The following is a 20121-nucleotide window of genomic DNA, read 5'->3' as shown; positions in this document are numbered from 1 at the left end:
GGGGGAGGGGTTACGGTGCGGGATGGGGGCGGAGGATGTTCAGGGAGAGGCCTGCGGTCAGGAAGGCCGCCGCTGCCATCAGGGCGTAGATGAAGAGTTCCTGTGTGGTGACGACGTTTCGTTTTTTGGCTTCGGTTTTTTCCAGTTTGTCGATGGTGCCGAAGGCGTCTTCAAGTTTGGTGTTGTCGTTGGCTCGGAAGTGTTCTCCTCCGGTGATGCGGGCGATTTCCTTGAGGGTTTTTTCATCGAAGGCGTCGATGTTGCGCATGTAGGGGGTGCGGGAGCCTTCGTCGGTGCCGATGGCGATGGTGTAGATGCGGACGCCGAGTTTGGCGGCTTCGCGTGCGGCTTCGATGGGCGAAAGTTCGCCTGTGTTGTTGGCTCCGTCGGTGACGAGGATGATGATTTTGGATTTGGTGTCTTTGCGTTCGGAGAGTCGCGTGGCGGCGAGGGCGATGGCGGAGCCGATGGCGGTGCCGTCCGCCGGGATGAAGTTGAGGTGGAAGCGGCGGACGATCTGGCGGACGAGGCGGTGGTCGAGGGTGAGGGGGCTGCAGGCTTTGGTGAGAGCGGCAAAGGCGACGACTCCGAGGCGGTCGTTCGGGCGTTGTTCGATGAATTGATCCACGACTTCCTGTGCGGCCCGGAGGCGGGAGATGCTGTTGGACGATTTGTCAGTTTTCATGTCGGCCGATGCCATGGAGCCGGAGAGGTCGAAGGCGATCATGATGTCGATGCCGCTGGCAGTGGTGTAGGTGCGGGAGTTTTGAATTTGGGGGCGCGCCAGTGCGACGGCGAGCGCCATGGCGCCGAGAACGAAGAGGAAGGCCCCCAGTCGGCCTGCCAGAGAGTCGGGGTTTTGCGCCCAGATGCGGACGAAGCGGACGGTGGGATGGTCGATGGAGCCGGATGAGCCTCTTCTGCGCCGGAGGAGGAGGCATGCAAGGAGCAGAGGGATGGCATAGAGCCATTCCGGGGATGCAAACAGGTACTGGGTGTCAGCGGGCATGGTTGCGTTTGGGTTCCTGCGGGTTTGTTACATTATCGTGCGGGGCGGAGGCCCGGTCGATGTCGCCGATGAGTTTTTTTGTGTCGTTGATGATTTGTTGTGCGATGGCTTCGTCCTGCGGAGTGTTGGCTTCGTATTTGAGGGCGGCCATGTAGTCGAGGAGCTGGCGGGTGTAGTTTTGAAGCGTTTCGGGAAGGGCGGACAGGGAGTCGGCGCGGAGGTTGAATTCCTGATGGGTTTCGTAGAGGGCGGGGTCGGCGGTGTTGCCGGAGATGTACCGGCGCAGGATGAGGGAGAGCTTGAGGGCGCATTCCTTCAGGCTGGGTTTGTAGGTTTCGAGTTCGTCGACTTCCGCCAGAGCTTTTTCGGCGGCTGTGGGTGGCGGTGTGGTTGGCTTTTTCCGCATGACGATCCACCATGAGATGAGTCCGGCCAGCAGGATGATGCCTGCGATGATGAGGGTCCACTCGAGTGAGCCGAGGCCTTCCGGGGAGAGGTAGCCTTCGGGTGTGACCGGGTCGTCAAGGATGGGGATTTCTTCGGCGATGCCCTGTTGGTTTGCGGCGGGAGCTGCCGGTATGGTCGATGCGGGAGTCACGGTGGATGCGGTTAGTGGGAGAATTGGCGGGAGCGCCGGGAGAAGAGTGCGCGCAGGGGGGCCATGTAGTCGTCTCCTGTTTGGAGGTCGAGGTAGTCGAGGCCCAGTTTTTTGAAGTCGCGGGACCATTCTTCGCGGTGCTGGGCGGTGAGCTGGGCGTGCGTTTCGCGGAGGCCGGAGTTTTCGAGGTTGACGTTCATGAAGTCGCCGTTTTCCGGGTCGCGGAAGATGACTCTGCCCGTGTCGGGCAGGCGGAGTTCACGGTCGTCGACGATGCGGATGGGGATGAGTTCGTGTTTGAAGGAGAGTTTGCCGAGGGCTTTGCGATCGGTGGGTGCCCAGAAGTCGCTGATGAGAAAGACCATGGCGGATTTGCGCTGTGTGCTGAGGATTTCATCGGCGACATCGTTGAGCGAGTCGTCCTGTTCATCGGTGCGGGTGGATAGTATTTCGCGGATGATGCGCAGAGTTTGCTTCATTCCTTTGGCAGGCGGAAGGTAGAAGTGCGTTTGCTGCCCGTAGATGAGGAGGCCGCATTTGTCTCCGTTTTTGGCGGCGCTGTAGGCGAGTACGGCGGCGATGTGGGCGGCGTATTCGAGTTTGCTGTCGTCATGCCCCTGCGAGGCGTAGCGCATGGATCCGCTGGCATCGACGACGAGGATGAGGGCCTGTTCGCGCGATTCCCTGAATTTGCGGACGAAGGGGGTATTCATGCGCGCGGTGACTTTCCAGTCGATGAAGCGGGGGTCGTCTCCCGCGAGGTATTCGCGGAAGTCGTCGAAGTCCAGCCCTTGGCCGCGGAAGCCGGATCTGTATTCGCCGGCGAAGGTTTCGGTGGCGAGTTTACGGGCCCGCAGTTCGATGCGGCGGACTTTTTTCAGGATGTCTTGCGCTTTGTCCACGGCGGATGGGTTTACGGTACGGGTACTTTGGAGAGGATGCGGTCGATGATGTCGTCCGTCGAGATGTTTTCCGCTTCGGCCTCGTAGGAGAGGAGTATGCGGTGGCGGAGGATGTCGTGCGAGAGGTCTTTGATGTCCTGCGGGGTGACGAAGGAGCGGTGGCGCATGAAGGCGAGGGCCTTGGATGCGAGTGCGATGTTGATGGTGGCGCGGGGGGATGCCCCGGCCCGGATCATGCCTGTAAGGGTGCGGTCGACGGTTTCGGGGGCGCGTGTGGCGCGGACGAGGTCGACGATGTAGCAGCGGACGGCGGGGTCGATGTAGATTTTGTCCATGAGCTGCCGCGAGGTGTCGATTTGTTCGATGGTGACGACGGCTTGCGTTTCGACGGGCGGGGAGGTGCTGGACATGAGGTCAAGGACCTGCAGTTCTTCGTCGCGGTTGGGATAGTCGACGATGACTTTGAAGAGGAAGCGGTCCAGCTGGGCTTCGGGGAGTTGGTAGGTTCCTTCCTGGTCGATGGGGTTCTGGGTGGCGAGGACGAGGAAGGGGTTGGGCAGGGGGTAGGTGGTTTCGCCGAGGGTGACTTGGCGTTCCTGCATGGCTTCGAGGAGAGCGGACTGGACTTTGGCGGGGGCGCGGTTGATTTCGTCCGCAAGGATGAGGTTGGCGAAGACGGGGCCTTTTTTGGCGATGAACTGGCGGCTCTCGGGGTTGTAGATCATGGTGCCGAGGAGGTCGGCAGGCAGGAGGTCCGGGGTGAACTGGATGCGCGAGAAGGCGGCGTGCATGGCTCCGGCAAGCGCTTTGACGGATAGCGTTTTGGCGAGGCCGGGGACGCCTTCCAGAAGGACGTGGCCTTTGCAGAGGAGGCTGAGGACGAGGCGGTCGACCAGTGCCTGCTGGCCGATGACGACTTTCGCGATTTCGGAGCGCAACGGGGATATCCAAGAGGAGTGTTGCGCGATTTGTTCGTTGAATTGTTGTGTATCCATGGCTGGCAGGATTCGTGGAATGGATGATGCGCCGTTATGATTAGCACAGAAGCGAGATCTTTTCAAGGATCATTCTACGCCCGGCGTTTCGTACGTTTCGACACGGTTTTCGGTAGATTCGTTGAATATGTTAGTTTGAGGCGCCTGAATTTTACGTCGGTTGCCGGGAAAGTTCGCCCGTTCGGTGTGCAGGAAAGGCGTCTGCCGACTTTTGAGAAAAAAGTTTCTCTTATGCTTGACATTGGGGGTGATTTGTGGCATCTTGCGTGCCCCGCAGGCTGGATGCGTCCGTTCATTGTGTGAACACGGGCCGCCTCTCGCATAAGAATCTCTGTAAATATACTGAATTATGGTAGCAATCCGTCTCAATCGCCAAGGTTCCAAGGACCGTCCCTATTACAAGATCGTTGTCGTCGACAGCCGCGCTCGTCGCGACGGTTCGTTTATCGAACAAGTAGGCACCTACAATCCCATGCAGGAAGGTGAAAACTATACGCTTGATCTGGAAAAGGTGGACAAGTGGCTTGCCAACGGCGCCCAGCCTTCCGAAACGGTCAATTCGATGATCGTGAAGGCTCGTGCGAAGGCCTGACAAGTTTCTTTCATTGATTGTTTGTGGCGACTCTCCGATCAACCGGAGAGTCGTTTTTTCGTGCCGCCGTTTCGTTCAGGTGCGATGACATGCTGTCCTCTTTTCATTTTTCGGCAGTAGTCTAGGATGGGGGCATGATTGCTTTCCGGAAGAGATGTGTGTTGAGTGCCGCCGTGTTGTGCGGAGGCGTGTCCTGTACGATCGATGCATCAAGCCAGGGACAGGCGTTTTATCCTGTCGATTCGTCGCAACCGAGAGAGAACAGGACCGTGCGGGAGATGGTGAACGGGAAGATGGAGGATGAGAGTTCGCAGTACGGTTTTGTGCTGTTTGCCGCAACGAAGAAACCTCTTCGGGCGGAGCTGGTGGATGTGAGGCGTACGGCAACGGGAAGCGGTTCCGGGCGTGAGAGGGTGATTTCCGGTGACGTGAAGGTGACGTACGATTGGAAGTACGGTATTTTGAAGCTGCCGTTTCTGCCTCCGTTGATTTCTTGGACGGGAGATGAGCGTTCGGTGTTTGAGCCGTTCCGTCTTGCTTTTCCGTATGAGAGAGGTGAAGGTAAGGAGGTGCCTTTCTCGGCAAAGCTTGAGGGGCTTATCCGGCAGGTTGGTTCGCCTTCCGAGTGATTTCCATGATGAGGGTGGGCGGGTTGTCCGGGTTGTTGAAGACGGTGCCTGCGCATCTGGCTCCGTAGTAGTACCGGGAAGCGGCCGGGAAGCGGTGCTGGTTCATGAGTTCGCGGAAGATGGCGTCGGCAATGGCGCGGTTGATGGGCGCCTTGTGCATGAGTGCGTGGTAGAGGGCATCATGTACGACGGTGGGAGCGAGCAGGGCGACGGTGGTGATGCCGATGGTGGCTCCATCCCAGACATATCCGCGGTACAGGATGAATTCTGAGCCTTTGGCTTCCATGATGAGTTTGCGGTCGGAAGGCCGGTAGGCTTTCCATTCGCCGAGGTCGAGGGAGGGGGCGAATTTCCAGTGAAGGTCGAGTGCGGTTTTGAGGCAGGCTCCCGGCGCTTCTTCAGGCAGGAAGAGGTACCATTTCGTTTCGCCGGGGTGGGGGGTGTGCAGGTGCTGTTTGTTTCCGCTTTTTTCCGGCAACGGAGAAGTAAGGGCGCCGGAGACGACTTCCGGCGCCATTTGGCTGCAGGCGGCGGGCAGGATCAAGCCGCCTGCATAGATGATTAATGCGAGGGGAAAGGGATGCCTCATACCTTTCTCGTATTATAGGAACGGAGGGGGGTGATGGCAATGGCAAAGTGCGCCTGTTGAGGAGGCGGGAGGCGGTATTCGTTTGACGAGGCGAGGGACGTGTGTTATGAATGGAGGCAGTCTGGATGGCCTGATTTCCGTTGATTCAATGGAAGCGGCTGTTTTGCTCCCTTACCCATTTATCATGATGTACCGTTCTTTTTGCTGGCAGGTGCCGGTTGCTGCGGCAGCCGGGTTGGTTTCCGTGGCTCAATCCGCTCAGGATTTGGAATATCACGATTCATGGTCTGCGCAGGACCGGAAGGCGATCGACGGTGTTTACCGCCGATGCGGGGAGGCCCGCAGCCGGATGCTTGAGATGATTGATCGCGAAGAGCTTTCTTTTTGGGAACAGGTTGAAAAGGATCTGAATGGCAAGCTTTCAAGGAGCGGGGACGGCGCTTTGTTGGAGAATGAGCCGAACATTTTCAGTAAGGCGGTTACCCGGAGTGTGAAGCGCGTGTGTGTTCATGTGATGATGTATCCGTTTTTGCAGATGGTCGAGCATACGGCCAAGACGGGTGATGCCAAGTATGCGAACAAGGATCGTTTTTCTCTTCTTCATCTGGCCCTTGCCATGGGGTTTCACGATCTGTCCAAGGCGCTGGTGGATCGTGGAGCCGACGTGAATCTGCAGGTGTATATGCAACCGCGTTTCGGGATGGATGTAGAGGGTAAGGGCGACATTCCTTTGACCTATGCCATCACTCCTTTTCCGATGTTTGAGGATCTGGTGGCCGATGATAGGGGGGCTCAGAAGAGGTTCGAGGCAGCGGGGCGCATTGATGTAGTGAAGTTTCTGCTTGAGCATGGAGCGGATGCGAACGTGAGGCAGATCAATGATTTGTGTCCATTGGAATTGGCGTTTTTGTGGGCGAGTGTACAGCCGGAGTATACGGAGATTGCCGGGCTGTTGCTGGATGGAGGAGCAAAAATCGATGTGAGGGAAGAGGAATATGAGTTTTCGGCATTGTGTTCCGCCGTGTCGTTCGGCAATCTCCCTATGGTGGAAAGGCTGATCGGGATGGGAGCGGAGGTGAATAGGTCCGTTCGCTTCCGTGGCGGTTGGAGATGTCCTTTAGTGGAGGTGAATTGCAGTCGCGAGTCGTCTCCGGCCATTTTGAAGGTGCTGCTGCATCACGGAGCCGATCCCGATGCGAGAATGATTACGTTGCCGGAAGATGTGGAAGACGGTATGGGGACGGATGTGTCAGCTTCCGAGCAGACTCTGTTGATGAAGCTGTGCCGCGATCTTTCGATCGCTACTTTGCAGGAGGGGCCGGAAGAGGTCGAGCGGGTGCTGGATATGGCGCGAATTTTGCTGGAGAAGGGTGCTTCCGTGAATGTGGTGAATCCCAAGAATGGAAAGACGGCTTTAGCGGAATGTTTCAGCTGTTTGTCGTCGAAAGATGGCAAGAGTCGGGAGGCTGCTGTGCGTATGGTGCGCCTGCTGCTGGATCAAGGTGCGCAGGTCGATCTGCTGTGGTCGGATGGCAAGCCGGACCAATGGGAGATTAAGCGGTTGAAGGAGTTGCCTCCGGATGTTTTTGCCCGTTTGCCTGAATTGTCCATTTTGAAGGATGCGGTTGAATAGGATTAAATTGTTTTTTCAGATGAGATTCAAGTGGATGAACGGTTTGTTGTTGGCTGCGGTTGCTGCCGGAGTCGTGTTGGCCGTTTTGCCGGAACGCGAGCAGGAGTATCATGTTTCATGGACGATGCCCGAGCGGCAGAGTTTGGCATTAGTGCGCGATTATTATGTGAAGGAGTATGAGGTGCTGCTTGAGCGCGAGGTTTTGTTTTCCGATGGGGAGAAGGGATGGTTTGATGTCCCATGGTTGAAGCCCGCGATGAAGGTATGGTGCGAGACCCGGAATAGCCGCCATGCGTGGCAGGTGTTTGGGTCCCGGCTGGCTCTGATCGATGAAGTGTTGCGTACGGGAGACGCGGCGAGATCGAATGAGCGTGGCGAGTCCCTGTTGCATTTGGCTCTGGGTTTGGGGGAGTACGATTTGGCGCGTGTTTTGGTGGAGCGGGGGGCTCAGGTGAATGGGCGGATGGCCGCGGTGAGCGAATGGATGGTTCATCCGGAGGGTGATACTCCGCTGACGCTGGCGATGCACCCCTATACTTTCTGCGGCCAGTCGAAGCATTCGGTGGAAGATCAAGTCGGAATGGTCAGGTTTTTGCTGGATCATGGAGCGGATGTGAACGGGCGGAGCGTGGCGGGGTACAGGCCTCTCTATATGGCGATGATGTGGGCCGCCCGTTACCCGGAATATATGCAGGTGGTGGATGTGTTGTTGGAGCAGGCGCCCGAGTTGAACGATCTGGGAGGTGAGCCGAGGGTCACGGCGCTCGGTGCCGCCGTGGCTATGGGGCGTCTGGAGTTGGTGGAGAAATTGTGCGGTATGGGTGCCGATGTGAAGGTGCCGTCCAACGGGCGGCCTGTTTTGCTGTGGGTGTCTCCCAGGTGCAGGGATGCTTTGGATATTGCAAGGTTTCTGTTGGATCGGGGTGTGGAGGCCGATGCGAGTTTTGAATTGTTTGAAGAGGGGCCGGAGTTGGAGGATGTTCCGGTGAGGCGTTCTTTGCTGCTGTATCTTTGCGAGTCTCTGCCTGCGCAGTTGTCGGGCGAGGTGGCAGGGGCCGGGCAGGTGAGTGTAGGCGCACGTATGCAGGAGGTGGCGAAGCTGTTGCTGGATAGGGGCGCTTCCGCCGATTTCCCGAATGTTTTGTCGGGAGAGACTCCTCTTATGGCATGCTGCCGCCATGTTGCCAGAGCCAAGGATGGATTGAGCCGGGAGTTGGCGATGGATATGGCGCGGCTTCTTCTGGCTCATGGCGCATCTCCGAATGCCCGGAAGCATGGGGATGGCGATTCCGTGCTGGCATTTTATGCCGGGTTGTTCCGCGAGGGTCGGATGCCGGATGCTACGGATGTGCGTATGGTGAAGCTTTTGGCTGATGGCGGTGCGGTAGCACGGTTCGGCAGGTTGCCGTACGGTCATGCGCGGATGCTGCGCCAACAATGGAATGCCCTGTCTCCGGAGCTGCGGGCGAAGTTGCCCGAGGTGTTTCCGCATAAGGTGCCGCCCGGGAAGCAAGCGATGTGAGAGTTCGCGGTTATTTGGCGTGCTTCAGTGATTAGGAATTCTTGTGCTGGGTGGCTACTGGCTGGTCGAGAGCTCCGTGGCGAAGGAGCATGTCGATAAATGCAGGTGCCGCATTTTTGCGGGCATAGGCGAGTAAGGTGGTGCCTGTTTTGTCCGTTTCGTTGACGTTCAGTCCTTTGGATATGAGGTATTCCGAGGTGGCGATGATGGCGGCGATGCGTTTTTTTTGTTTGGTGAAGTCGGTTTCGTAGCGGGTGGTGCCTCGTGCGGCCCATTGGAGGAGGGATTGTCCTTCAGGATGGATGTCGATGCGGGCGCCACGTTCGACCAGATAGGCGACGCAGTCTCGCAGGCCGTTGGATACGGCATTGCTCATGGTGTAGGGGTCGTCAGGGTCGATGACGGCACCTGCCTGAAGCAGCAGATGGAAGATTTCCGGTTCTCTGACGATGTGAAGGGGGGCGTCTTTCCGGTCGCCTTTTCCGTTGGGATCGGCTCCGGCGGCCAGCAGGGATTTGACCCATTCGGGCCTGTTGTTGATGACGGCGTTGCTCAAGGCGCGGCCCTGTTCCGCATGGACATCCGCCCCCGCTTTCAGGAGCATGTTGATGCATGCGGTGGTGTTGGCTATGTCGTCCGTGCCCGGTTTGGGTGCTCTGCCTGTGAGCTGGACAAGCGGAGAGGGGCCGCCGTTGCGGGAAGCATTCGGGTTGGCTCCTGCATCAAGGAGGATGCGGCAGATTTCCGGATGGTTGCCGCATCCGGAGATGGGGCATCGAGGGATGAGGTCGTCGTCGAACCCCATATGCTGGTAGGTCGGAAGGTCGGGATCGGCTCCATGCTGAAGCAGGAGTTTTACGATTTCAACATTCCTGTACAGGCAGGCGGTGTAGAGCATGGTGTAGCCGTAGGGGTCGCGGCTGTCCGCTTCGGCTCCGTGTTCCAGCAGGATGCGGGCAATGTCGTGGTGGCCGTGCCGGATGGCAACGCACAGGGGCGATAAGGTGCCGATGCTGAATCGCGTGCGAAGGAGGTTCGGTTGTTGGGCGAGCATGCCGGATACTTTTTGCGTGTCCGCCTGCTCGATTGCTTGTTCGAAGTCGAGTTCTTCTGCCGAGAGGTGATTTTGCCGGAAGGATGCGCCATAGATGGCGTGATTGCGTCCGTAGGTGTAATAGAATCCGGATGTGTAGGGGTTGTTGTCCGGGTTGCTGCCGGGCGGGCTGATACTTTCGATGGTCGGGCGGAGGAGTCGAAAGATTTCCTTGGCATTTTCATCCCATTCGCCGTTTTCGTTCTGATAACAGATGACGACGGCATGCAGTCTGTTCAGACGGTCGATTTTGTTCGGGTCGTCCAGGATTTGCTTTTTGAATTCGTCTTCTTCGGGGCCTCCCCTTTTGCCTAGGACGTATGCTGTGGCAAGGAGGTGGTTGCATTCGGCATAGGCAAGAGCTCTTTTCCATGAGGGGAAGGTGCGAAGCGTGTCCTGTGTCGATAAGGCGGGTTGCTCCCATTTTTCGATGATGTTCCGGTCTTCTTCCCTGAGGCGGTCGTATGTGAGCCTCTGGATATTGCCCGTGGGGCGGCGCACCAGGATGTAGGGGGTGTTTCCGTCGTCGATGTCGGCTTGAGCGCCGATGAGGTGAGTCGATTTGTAGACGAGCGTTCCGTCCAGCGGCGGCCACGCGTAGCGCAGGGAGTCGGTCGAGGGGGCTTCCGTCCATGTGTGGATGTTGTTCTGCCGTTTCCAGTCGATGATGTTGTCGATGTCTTCCGGCAAGAGTGTGTTCAGGAAGACGGTGGCGGTGCGGCCCTGTTCATTGCGCAGGTAGACCCATTTGTTGTGCGGGGTTTCGTAGTCCGCCATGACGATAGCCGCTTGGAAGAGTTCGGTTTTGGTGCCTCCGGGAAGGATGAGATGCCAGTCGTATGTTTTGGAGGTGAATTTCGGGTAGCGGTCGTAGTCTTCGCCGCTGGCACCCGTTATTTCCGGAGCGGGTATCAGGTCTTTGACGGGTGTACGCGCTATTTTTCCGAGGGCGATGCGGTCAGCCTGTTTTTGAGTTTTGTCCCAGGCGGAGAGTAGCCGCTGTTTGATTTTTTCCCGTTGGGCGGGGGGAAGGGATTGGCAGGAGAGGATGACGGGTGCCAGTTTGGCGGCGAGTTCCGGCATGGGGAGCATTTGTTGCAGGGCAGTTTCAAGCAGGGGATGCCCTTTGGCCGGTTCTCCCTGCCGGAGGAGCGAGAGGGCGCGGCAGGTGTCTGCATAGATGCGGAGTTCGACGATGTCTGCCTGTGAGCTGAGTCCGGTGACGGGGGTGGAGTTGATGCAGGCAAGGTGCATCATGCTTCCGGCCTGGAATGCCGCCGATTCGTATTGTCCTGCGCGGGCGAATTCTTCCATGAGGTATCGCTGCAGGAAGCGGTTGTCTTTCCAACGAAGGAGGGTGAGGATTTTTTCGACTTCGACGAGGCGTCCGTCGTCGATGAGGGCGCGCCGGGCGATGTATGCCTGAAAGTCGTTGCGGCCCGTTTGGATGGCGGCCAGAATGACTGCGTCGGCAACGGCTCGTTCCGTTGCCGCGACGTTACCTTCTGCCTGTTCCAGCGCTGCTTTGGCGAGGCGGGTTGTGGCCTGGCTGTAGCTGCGGGGGTCTTGGGTCATGAGGTTGTAGATGAAGCTGGCGCGTTCGGCGTCTCCTGTGTCCAGTGCCTGTTTGACGAGTTTGTAGCCCGTATAGGCATATGTGTTGGAGACGAAGTGTGAGGGGATGTCCTGCCATTGGTTGATGAGGTTGGCATATCCCTTGAGGCAGAGGAATTGCGTGATAGTGGGCAGATTGTGTTGCTTTGCCTGCTCGAACCACGATCGGGCGATGCGGCGGCGTTCTTCTTCCGTGGCGGTGATGGCGCTGTTCAGTATGAAGAATTCGCGCATGAGGGAGGCCATGTGTGTGGCCGTGACGTTCCCTCGGTCGATGGCTTCCGAGAGGAGGGTGATGCCGTGCATGCCGGCAGAGGCGGCGAAGGCATTGAGCATTTCCGGTTTGCCCTTGAATTCGCGAATAAGTCCGCTGTATGCTTCGGGGCTGATGCCGCGAAGTTCATATTCGCTGCACAGGAGGGGCCAGAGGTCGTATCGGTTGATGGTGTGTGCGAGCATGCTGCAGCCTTGTGCCAGAACATCCGCTTTTTCAGCATGTTCCAGGCTGGCGAGGTGGAGGATGCATCGGTGCAAGGCGACGGAGAGGTCGCGCGAGGCTTTTTGCAGGATAGCATCGTTGCGCGAGAAGCGTGCGCCCGTGTTGGTGATGGTGATGTCGACGCCGTCCGGTTTGTAGATGGAGTTGATGGTGTATTTGTAGGTATCGTAGCCTTCTACGCCGAGCCATGAGTGCCAGTAGTTTTTTGGAAGCGCCAGTTCTCCTTCGGCCAGGGCGAAGGCTTGGACGGCTTGCAGGGTGCCATTGTTGGAAGCCTGTTCTGCCAGTTTTTGCAGGATGCCGCATGCCTGTTCAAGGCTGTCGGCTGCGCCTGCGAGGGTGGGGTTCCATTGTGGAAGGGTGACGGCTGAGGTATCCGGCATTTGGAAGAGGGTGGCTTCCGGATTGTCCAAAGATATCCAGGGCTCGGCGGCGGGGTCGACTGCCAGTTTGCAACGGGGGATGAAGCCTTGCAGTTCCGATTCGAGTTCCCGCGCCTGCCTGCCGATGTTTTCCAGCGTGGCGGGGGTGGGAAGGATGCCTTCGTGCCGGTCTTTCATGGCTCGCATGGCAGAGACGACTCCTTCGGGGAGGTTTTGCCCGTAGGCGTAGCGCCAGCGTACGAGCCCCCGGCTGACGTGGTTGTTGAGGAGGGCATCATAGTTGTGCAGGATGTAGTTGAGTTTGTTCTTGTCCCCGTCGTTTTTGCCGGACATGATGGAGGATGCGTATCCGACGGGTTCCGTCCAGATCCGCCATATGTTGATCATGTATGGGTTGTAACTTTTCAGGTTTTGCTGCAGGGGCCGTTCGTTGACCGCATCCATGATGGGGATGATTTCATCGACGCGGCAGGGGGTGTAGTAGCTGAGGTAGTCGAGCCAGTGTCTGGTGCGAGTGTTGTTGACGGGGTTGTCCGTTTGGAATGACTGGGTGAGGTGCTGGTAGAAGAGCGACTGTTCTTCATGGCAGAAGTGGTTGTTCCAGCGCAACTGGGCGTCGATGATGAGGAAGCTGGCGGCATCGGTCGATTTTCCGGATGTGCGGGTTTCCTCAATCCATTTATGCAGGGCTTCGATGCGTTGGTCCTGCGTTTTGAGGTTCCAGACGTCGGTGAGCCGTTGCCGCGTTTCCGGAGAAAGTGGCGCGATGGCCGTGTTCAGGTAGTCGATGGCCTGGGAGGCGTTTTCAAAAGCGGATTTCGCGTTGGGTCTGTTGTCTGTTCTGATGCAGGAGAGCGGCTGGGCCTGTTCGGGCTCGTTCGATTGTCCATAGCAGGTGGCTGCGTACAGCAGGAAAAGGAGGTGTTGCGCTTTCATGGCCGCATGTATGGGAAGATTCAGATGACGGTTTCGATGGCATCGGGGCGCACGGTGGCGGGGTATTCGGGGGTGTCTTTCCAGACTTTGAGCCGCAATAGGGGTTTGCGTTCCCTGGGTGGAGCCGCAGCTTCGGTGGGCGGCGCCGGGCGGGAGTTCCGCATGTGATCCGGTATCAGCTGTTGCAGGCGTTCTTCGCGCCGGGTGGCCATGTCCTGCGCCGCGCGGCGGCCGGCTTCTTCCGCGGCCTGTTCCGCTTCGTAAGGGATGTAGAAGGTCCAGCTCGAGGCGGGTGGCAATTGGTCGGCGATTTGCCGGATGGATTCCGGCAGGGCATCGAATTGTATGTCGCGCGTGATGCGGGTGTAGAAGGTGATGCCGGTTTCGCTGGTGGAGCGGCTGATGTCCCGTATATCCTGATTGCCGGGTTCGATTTCGAATTGGATGCCGTTCGGCAGGACGGTGACTTCGGGCCTCGTGGCGTTTATCCGGAGTAGCTGGCGTTCCTTGGCAAGTTCGCGTTGTTTGAGGATGGGGAGGTAGTGTTCGCGCAGGCGTTTGCGGATCAATTCAAGTTCGCTTTGGTATGTGGCCTGGTTCAGGTCATAGGTATCCAGCTCGGTGTGTATGCTGGTCATGACGTCTTTGCCCTCGAAGTCTCCCCCGTACCGGTGGAGCTGTTTGTTGGCAAGGATGGCGGCAGCCGGGCATGCGGTTGCTTCAGGCTGGGGACATTCTTTTCCGGACAGTACAATGCTCCGGTAGGTGTTGACGTAGAGTATTTTTTGGAAGGCTGCCCCCAAGGTTTCCTGCAATTCGCCGATATGGGTGAGTACTTGAAGGGTCAGTAATCGGGCGATGTCTTGCCGGATTTCCGGCGTCATGTTCTGTGCCGGGAGGGTGGCGGGAGCGGTGAAGGCGATCAACGGGACTCCGGACAGGAGGCGGAAGATATTCATCGTATGAAGAGGGAAGGTGAATGGGCTTCGGGAAGTGGCGGTGCTTCTGCCGCTTACTGGTTCAGGTCACGCAGGCGTTTCCGAACGGGTTCCGGCAGAGGGTTGCTTTTGGATGGTATATCAATTCTGTAGGTTGTGCCAGCTTTCTTTTTCTCTGGAATGGTTTCCACGGTGACGTGCTGGTTCGAGCCATTGATGATGATTTGCCCTTCGGCATCTTCGAGATGGATGGAGGCGTGGCCCTGATCGGTGCGCCCGGATGCCAATGCGCGAATTTGCAACAGGGAATCCTGTACTTTGCTTCGGTCGGGGTTGTCGGTTGCGAGCTGGTCGATGACCGTATTCTGGAGGCATTGTATCTGCTCCATTTTATTAGGAACGAGGTCGGTTTTTTGATTCATGGTAGCAGGAGGGAGGATTTGGCTGTTTGGAGCCCGTTTCGACGCATTTATTTTGTTGCGGTGCAAATCTTTTTGCTCACTGTCTTGAGCGGCGGACCATTCGGATTGCAAATCGTTCCGGGCGGAAGCAGGTGGTGATTCGAAATTGAAGGGGTTTTCTGCGACTACCCCTGTGGCGGTGTCGCAATCCTTGCCGTAGGTCAGAGTGGAAGTTTCTTTGCGCGCTTTGTATTTCTGTTGGAGTCCGTTGCGGCTGCCGAGAGTGAGGTTCAATTCCTTGGTCTGGTCGAGGCGCAGGATGTGGACGGGAATTGTGTCGCCCGGTTTGTATTTCTGCAGAATCATCAGGAGATCAAGCTTGGTGGCGACGGGCTGCCCGGCCACTTTCAGGATGATGTCGACCGGGCGGATACCGGCATCTTCCGCCGGGCTGAATCTGGAGACGGCTGTGACGCACAGTCCCTCGTCGTCGGCGATCCGGGTTCCCAGTTCTTTTCTCATATCAAGCGGCATGTCCGTGGAAATGACTCCGAACAGCACCGGGGAGTCGGAGGGGTGGACGACGGTAGGCTCCTGTTTTTCGTTTGCCCGAACCAAGTCCGCTCCGCACAGGATAGAGAGGATGAAAAGGAGTAGTATGTGTTTGATGGTATTCATGGACAAACGGAAGGTGGAGTTAAATGACGTCATCGGATACGATGACGGTTTTTTCTTCAGGGACTGTGACGATGACTTTGGCGTTCTTTCCTGTCGGGATGGAAACGGTGTTTTCGTACAGGAGATTGTATGCCTGACCCTCGTTGCGTTTCCCCAGCGGGGTGATGCGCACGAGGCGGGTGGATGTTTCCGCCTGGGTGGTGCCGGGTGCCAGAAGGGCGAGGCTGCCCAGTACGGCGATGAAAGCGGCGGCGAGCGCCAGGACGATATATTTCTTTCGGTTTTTCCGGGACGAGTATTCGGTAATCAGACATGCTTCAAGGCGTGTGCCTTGCCGGGAATCCATCTCGGGCAGGGCCAGTTGCCTGAGCAATGTCTCGATATCGCTCTCTTCGGGAGGTGTAGAATTGCTGTACATGGTTCAGTAGAATATGGGGTCTTCTCGCAACATTTTCCGCAGTCGGGCAAGGGCGTCTCGGTATCGGCTGTCCACCGTGCTCTTTGCGGTATTGGTAATGCGGGCAATCTCCGAGAAAGAAAGCTCGCTCCAGGTTTTCATGATGATGATTTCCGCCAGTTCGACCGGCAGCTGGAGAAGCTTCTCCTGCAATCGGTTCTTGAGATAGTCGGTATCTTCGGAAACGCTCATCCATGGTTGAATCTGTTCCGTGGCTTCGGCTTCAGTACTATAGTTTTGTTCCGAGCAGCGGCGATTCGTATTGCGCCTCCGCCAGGTGATGGCGGTATGGCGTATGGTGGTAAAGGCATAAGGCGTCAGGTCATCCGGAGAGTCGGACACGCGCTTGTCGGCAAGTGCCCGGGCGATTTGTTTGATCGTCTCTGCCAGAAGGTCATCGGCATCCAGATCGCCGGACGCCTGAAGCCGGGCGAAAGCCAGCAGGCTGTTCCGATTGGTTCGGAACCAATCGACGCAATTGCCCAGGGGGGAATCCCCTGTCTCTTTGCTGTCCCTGATTGCTTTCTCCGGCATGCCTTACAAGAATAATAACGCATGAAACAGGAATCGTCCTAAATAAAAAGCGATTTTTTTCAAAAAAATGTGTGAGAACGATGTATTGAATTTTATTTTTTATTGATAATCAGGCAAAAATAATGCTTTGGTGCAAAGACGGACAAATCTCGTTTTTGTACTCGCCAGCGGTGAAAAAAACAGTTATCATATGCTCGACGAGGTGTAGCTTCCCATCGGGGAGTTATACTGCATGTCAACCTCTAGCAAAACATAGATTACTATGCAGTTTACTCACGAAATCGAACAGATGTGTTGCGTCAAGAAGGGCTGCAACCATGGTCCGGCCCCCATTCCTCAGGAAGGGCAGTGGACACAGGCCAAGGAAATCAAGGATATCTCCGGGTTGACCCACGGTGTGGGCTGGTGCGCTCCTCAACAGGGTACTTGCAAACTGACGCTCAACGTCAAGAACGGCATCATCGAAGAAGCTCTCGTGGAAACCGTCGGTTGCTCCGGCATGACCCACTCCGCCGCCATGGCCTCGGAAATCCTTCCGGGCAAAACCATTCTGGAAGCCATGAATACGGACCTCGTATGCGACGCGATCAACACCGCCATGCGTGAACTCTTCCTCCAGATCGTCTATGGCCGTACGCAGAGCGCCTTCTCGGAAGGCGGCCTTCCCATCGGCGCCGGACTTGAAGACCTTGGCAAAGGCCTCCGCTCCCAGGTCGGCACCCTGTACGGCACTCGTGCCAAAGGCGCCCGCTACCTCGAAATGGCTGAAGGTTACATCACCAAGCTCGCGGTCGATGAAGACGGCGAAATCGTCGGCTACCAGTTCATCCGCGTTGGTCCGATGCTCGAAATGATCAAGAAGGGCATGGATGCCAACGAAGCCGTTCAGAAGTGCACCGGTCAGTACGGTCGTTTCGACGAAGAAGGCGTGAAGCACATTGATCCCCGCCACGAATAATTACAACATATTACCATTTATTGAGAAAGGATCTATATTATGCCTCTTTTTGAATCCTACGACCGTCGCATCAAGCAGATCAACGAAGCCCTCGCCCCGTACGGTATTGCTTCGATTGAAGATGCTGAAAAGCTTGTCCTCTCCAAGGGCATTGATGCTCGCAAAATCGTGAATGACATCCAGCCGATCGCGTTTGAAAACGCCGGATGGGCTTATGTCGTCGGTGCCGCCATCGCTCTGAGCAAAGGCTGCAAGAAAGCCGCCGAAGCCGCCGAAGCCATCGGCGAAGGCCTTCAGGCGTTCTGCATCCCCGGTTCTGTGGCGGACGACCGCAAGGTCGGCCTCGGCCATGGCAACCTGGCCGCCATGCTCCTGCGCGATGAAACGGAATGCTTCTGCTTCCTCGCCGGCCACGAATCCTTTGCCGCCGCTGAAGGCGCCATCGGTATCGCCAAATCCGCCAACCGCGTTCGCAAGCAGGATCTTCGCGTGTGCCTCAACGGCCTCGGCAAGGATGCTGCCTACATCATCTCCCGCATCAACGGATTCACCTACGTTGAAACGAAATTCGACTATGCCACCGGCAAGTTGAATGTCGTGCGCGAAAAGGCGTTCTCCAAGGGACCGAAAGCCGCCGTGCGCGTATTCGGTTGCGACGACGTCCGTGAAGGTGTTGCCGTTATGTGGCATGAAGGCGTGGACGTATCCATCACCGGCAACTCCACGAACCCGACCCGCTTCCAGCACCCCGTTGCAGGCACCTACAAGAAGGAATGCAATGAAAAGGGCAAGAAGTACTTCTCCGTTGCCTCCGGTGGTGGTACGGGTCGTACCCTGCACCCGGACAACATGGCCGCCGGCCCTGCCTCCTACGGCATGACCGATACCATGGGCCGCATGCACTCCGATGCTCAGTTTGCCGGATCTTCCTCCGTGCCTGCCCACGTTGAAATGATGGGTCTCCTCGGCATGGGCAACAACCCCATGGTCGGCGCCACCGTCGCCGTGGCCGTTGCCATCGAAGAAGCTTCCAAGTAAACGGGAAACATCCTGAAAACCAAGCGCCCGCGTACCGAATGGCACGCGGGCGCTTTTTTGCGTTGAGCGAGACCTCATTCCTATTCCTGCGGAACGGTAAACGACTTCCAGCCGTCCGGGGTGCGCGTGAAAATCTTGATCCATCGGCCTGAATCCGCCTCGCTCAGAACCAGCCCTGCGGCGACATTATCCCACTGGAGCTTCCGGGTATTGCCGTCCGGCTCCTTCCATTCATAATAGGGATGGTAATATTCTCCTGCTGCGGGAGAGGAACCCGCTTTGAATCGGGAAAGAGGAAGATTCGTCAATTCCGACCACATCTTCGTCATGGAAAAATCGTGCAAGGCGCCAGCAAGACTGTTGCTGCGCTTCAGGAACAGATCTTTCACGAAAGCATCTCTCTCCTGCCAGCATTTTTTCGCAAGTGCCTCGTCCCTATGCACAGGCCAGCAGGCGTAGAGAAACCTGTCTCGAACGGAACCGGAAAGAGCGTTGTTCCGGTAAATTTCTTCATATTTCAACACGAGATCTTTTAAAACAAGCTCCCTTTTCATGGAGGGGTCGAGATTCGGATCGTTGGCTGCCTCGGGATAAAGCAAAAACCAGTCAGGAAACCATCCGGCATTGCTATCCGTACCGAAATCGGGATGTTCTTCGAAAAATCGGCGCCGAATATCGAACTCGGCGACCAGATCATCTCCCACAGTTTCAATCTCCTGCTTCAGTTTGTCCCATGCAGCGTCTTCCTTCTTTTGGGCATCGACGAGCGCCTGCCCGTATTCCTTGCCGGTAAATGACTCGCGCACCCATGCCGCCGGAATGGACTCCATGGGAACAAGGGGTGGCGCCTCATCCTCGATCGTGATGGTACCCGGCTGAATGGACAAAGCGCCACGAGGCTGCTCCAAAAAATGCTCTTTTGGAGGATTTTGGGCCATATCAATGGTAAACGGTACCGTAATCGTCATACTCTTGAGTGCGCCATAATGGCCGAATGTCCTGGAATGGGTCGCCTGGCCGACGACGCAGTGTTGTGTTCCCTTCTTGAACTCCACGCATTGAATCCGGGCAACATTCCAGAACATCTCCGGCGTTATATGGGGCTCCAGCCGGGTGAACTCGCGGTGAAGCGGATCGATATCGATGGGGAAACTTTGCCTGCTGGCTGGATCGAACAGGTGAATCTCGAACGTGGCATTACTCGTCTGAACTTTCACGGCCACACGTGCAAGAACATCATCGACAACCGTCTCGATATATCCGGCGGGCACGATAAGCCGGGATAAAAGCATCCCGTCCTTTTTGAACTCGAGCAAAGATGCGCCTGACGGCCAATCCAGCGGCTGCTCCGAATGAACGGTAGCAACTGAATTGACCTCCTCCACGTGCAACGGTGAAGCATTTGCATCCGCCGCTGCGTTTGCATGCGCGGAATTTGCGAATAGAACCAGGATACAGCTGGAACAAATATGGCGAAACATATAATCCATCATCCTTCATTTGCCAATGGTGTCAAGAAAGAAGATAGGTTTCACGAAGAAAACTTTGCAAGCTACCCCGAGGTACAGGTGCAACCCAAATGGGAAAACGGAGGGAAGCCTATAGGAGAGGCATTCTTTCTGAATTCGGCGAGATATAGTCCGTCTGGTGTGATAAAATCCCTTTGAAAAGCGAAGAAAGAGCCTGAAAGCACAGAATCTCGCCAATTTTGCAAGTTTGTGGGATTTTTCTTTAAAAAAATCACAAAAAGTCAAAAACGTATAAATTGTTCAAGGCGAGTTGTTATGGGTGTGTTGTGGGGGTAGTTTGGGGAGGAGGTGAAGAAAAAAAGAGTGAAAAAACCTTGACGTGAGAGAAAAAAAGAGTAAACTCTCCTCACCCCACTACGGGGCGCCGCGAAAGACGCGACACGGAACGAACCGGAAGCCGGCAAGGCAAGGGCGAGTGAGAGTGAAGCGAGGGCCGCGGGCAAACTCTTCAGGAGAAGAGGCGAACACTTTACAGGAAAGACTTTCGAAGTGCTGAAGCCGGGAGACCGGCAGCGAGGAGACGAAACCTTGCGGAGAGCACTTGAGAGGAGGAAAAAGAGAGAGGAAAAAGTCGTGACGCACGCCGTGCTGAAC

The 20121-nt window shown here is 56.7% G+C and carries 17 protein-coding genes; 6 read left to right on the top strand and 11 right to left on the bottom strand.

Annotated features, from left to right (window positions below; translation table 11 throughout):
- Window positions 1–10: 10 nt before the first annotated feature.
- Genes AC781_RS08050 through AC781_RS08035 form a run of 4 tightly spaced genes read right to left on the bottom strand, consistent with a single transcriptional unit; the run spans window position 11 to window position 3504 of the window.
- Complete coding sequence (locus tag AC781_RS08050; RefSeq protein ID WP_067776292.1) at window positions 11–1009, bottom strand: VWA domain-containing protein; 999 nt, start codon at window positions 1007–1009, stop codon at window positions 11–13.
- Entirely contained in the window at window positions 999–1607 is a 609-nt protein-coding gene (locus AC781_RS08045; protein WP_067776289.1) for a hypothetical protein, read from the bottom strand. Before AC781_RS08045 ends, AC781_RS08050 begins: the two co-directional genes overlap by 11 nt.
- A gap of 11 nt (window positions 1608–1618) precedes the next feature.
- Window positions 1619–2509 carry a DUF58 domain-containing protein gene (locus AC781_RS08040; RefSeq protein WP_067776286.1) on the bottom strand — a complete coding sequence of 297 codons (891 nt, stop codon included), beginning with the start codon at window positions 2507–2509 and terminating at the stop codon, window positions 1619–1621.
- Between the two features lie 11 nt (window positions 2510–2520).
- A complete protein-coding gene (locus AC781_RS08035; RefSeq protein ID WP_067776284.1) occupies window positions 2521–3504 on the bottom strand; it encodes an AAA family ATPase in 984 nt (327 codons plus the stop codon).
- Window positions 3505–3853: 349 nt separating this feature from the next.
- Here AC781_RS08035 and rpsP point away from each other — a divergent pair, with 349 nt between their 5' ends.
- Together rpsP and AC781_RS08025 are read left to right on the top strand one after the other, a co-directional pair.
- Window positions 3854–4096: a 30S ribosomal protein S16 gene (gene rpsP / locus AC781_RS08030; RefSeq protein ID WP_197677915.1), complete on the top strand. Its 243-nt coding sequence runs from the start codon at window positions 3854–3856 to the stop codon at window positions 4094–4096.
- A 134-nt stretch (window positions 4097–4230) separates the two neighbouring features.
- A complete protein-coding gene (locus AC781_RS08025; RefSeq protein WP_067776276.1) occupies window positions 4231–4725 on the top strand; it encodes a hypothetical protein in 495 nt (164 codons plus the stop codon).
- Here AC781_RS08025 and AC781_RS08020 read toward each other — a convergent pair.
- The gene (locus AC781_RS08020; RefSeq protein ID WP_067776273.1) at window positions 4694–5314 is read right to left on the bottom strand and encodes a DUF1353 domain-containing protein; all 621 of its coding nucleotides are present in this window, start codon (window positions 5312–5314) and stop codon (window positions 4694–4696) included. The two genes, AC781_RS08025 and AC781_RS08020, sit on opposite strands and share 32 nt — an antisense overlap.
- A gap of 184 nt (window positions 5315–5498) precedes the next feature.
- Here AC781_RS08020 and AC781_RS08015 point away from each other — a divergent pair, with 184 nt between their 5' ends.
- Together AC781_RS08015 and AC781_RS08010 are read left to right on the top strand one after the other, a co-directional pair.
- Window positions 5499–6947 carry an ankyrin repeat domain-containing protein gene (locus AC781_RS08015; protein ID WP_141675825.1) on the top strand — a complete coding sequence of 483 codons (1449 nt, stop codon included), beginning with the start codon at window positions 5499–5501 and terminating at the stop codon, window positions 6945–6947.
- 34 nt (window positions 6948–6981) lie between these two features.
- A complete protein-coding gene (locus tag AC781_RS08010; RefSeq protein ID WP_172801764.1) occupies window positions 6982–8469 on the top strand; it encodes an ankyrin repeat domain-containing protein in 1488 nt (495 codons plus the stop codon).
- A gap of 31 nt (window positions 8470–8500) precedes the next feature.
- Here AC781_RS08010 and AC781_RS08005 read toward each other — a convergent pair whose 3' ends face one another.
- Genes AC781_RS08005 through AC781_RS07985 form a run of 5 tightly spaced genes read right to left on the bottom strand, consistent with a single transcriptional unit; the run spans window position 8501 to window position 16002 of the window.
- Entirely contained in the window at window positions 8501–12994 is a 4494-nt protein-coding gene (locus AC781_RS08005; RefSeq protein WP_067776266.1) for an ankyrin repeat domain-containing protein, read from the bottom strand.
- A 20-nt stretch (window positions 12995–13014) separates the two neighbouring features.
- Entirely contained in the window at window positions 13015–13953 is a 939-nt protein-coding gene (locus tag AC781_RS08000; protein ID WP_067776264.1) for a hypothetical protein, read from the bottom strand.
- A gap of 53 nt (window positions 13954–14006) precedes the next feature.
- On the bottom strand, window positions 14007–15011 hold the full coding sequence (locus AC781_RS07995) for a S1C family serine protease (protein WP_067776261.1): 1005 nt from the start codon (window positions 15009–15011) through the stop codon (window positions 14007–14009).
- A gap of 19 nt (window positions 15012–15030) precedes the next feature.
- Window positions 15031–15429 carry a hypothetical protein gene (locus AC781_RS07990; RefSeq protein WP_067776258.1) on the bottom strand — a complete coding sequence of 133 codons (399 nt, stop codon included), beginning with the start codon at window positions 15427–15429 and terminating at the stop codon, window positions 15031–15033.
- Window positions 15430–15432: 3 nt separating this feature from the next.
- On the bottom strand, window positions 15433–16002 hold the full coding sequence (locus tag AC781_RS07985) for a sigma-70 family RNA polymerase sigma factor (RefSeq protein ID WP_067776256.1): 570 nt from the start codon (window positions 16000–16002) through the stop codon (window positions 15433–15435).
- A gap of 262 nt (window positions 16003–16264) precedes the next feature.
- Here AC781_RS07985 and AC781_RS07980 point away from each other — a divergent pair, with 262 nt between their 5' ends.
- The gene (locus AC781_RS07980; RefSeq protein WP_067776252.1) at window positions 16265–16960 is read left to right on the top strand and encodes an iron-sulfur cluster assembly scaffold protein; all 696 of its coding nucleotides are present in this window, start codon (window positions 16265–16267) and stop codon (window positions 16958–16960) included.
- Between the two features lie 39 nt (window positions 16961–16999).
- Window positions 17000–17998 (top strand): GGGtGRT protein, encoded by a 999-nt coding sequence (locus AC781_RS07975; protein ID WP_067776250.1) that lies wholly within the window; start codon window positions 17000–17002, stop codon window positions 17996–17998.
- 80 nt (window positions 17999–18078) lie between these two features.
- On the opposite strand, the gene AC781_RS07970 is transcribed toward AC781_RS07975, so the two are convergent.
- A complete protein-coding gene (locus AC781_RS07970) occupies window positions 18079–19479 on the bottom strand; it encodes a hypothetical protein (protein WP_141675824.1) in 1401 nt (466 codons plus the stop codon).
- Window positions 19480–20121: the final 642 nt, after the last annotated feature.

The sequence above is a fragment of the Neoakkermansia glycaniphila genome, assembly GCF_001683795.1.
Taxonomy (GTDB): domain Bacteria; phylum Verrucomicrobiota; class Verrucomicrobiia; order Verrucomicrobiales; family Akkermansiaceae; genus Akkermansia; species Akkermansia glycaniphila.
Note: the sequence above shows the minus strand (reverse complement) of the source record. Positions and strands in the feature narration are given on the sequence as shown.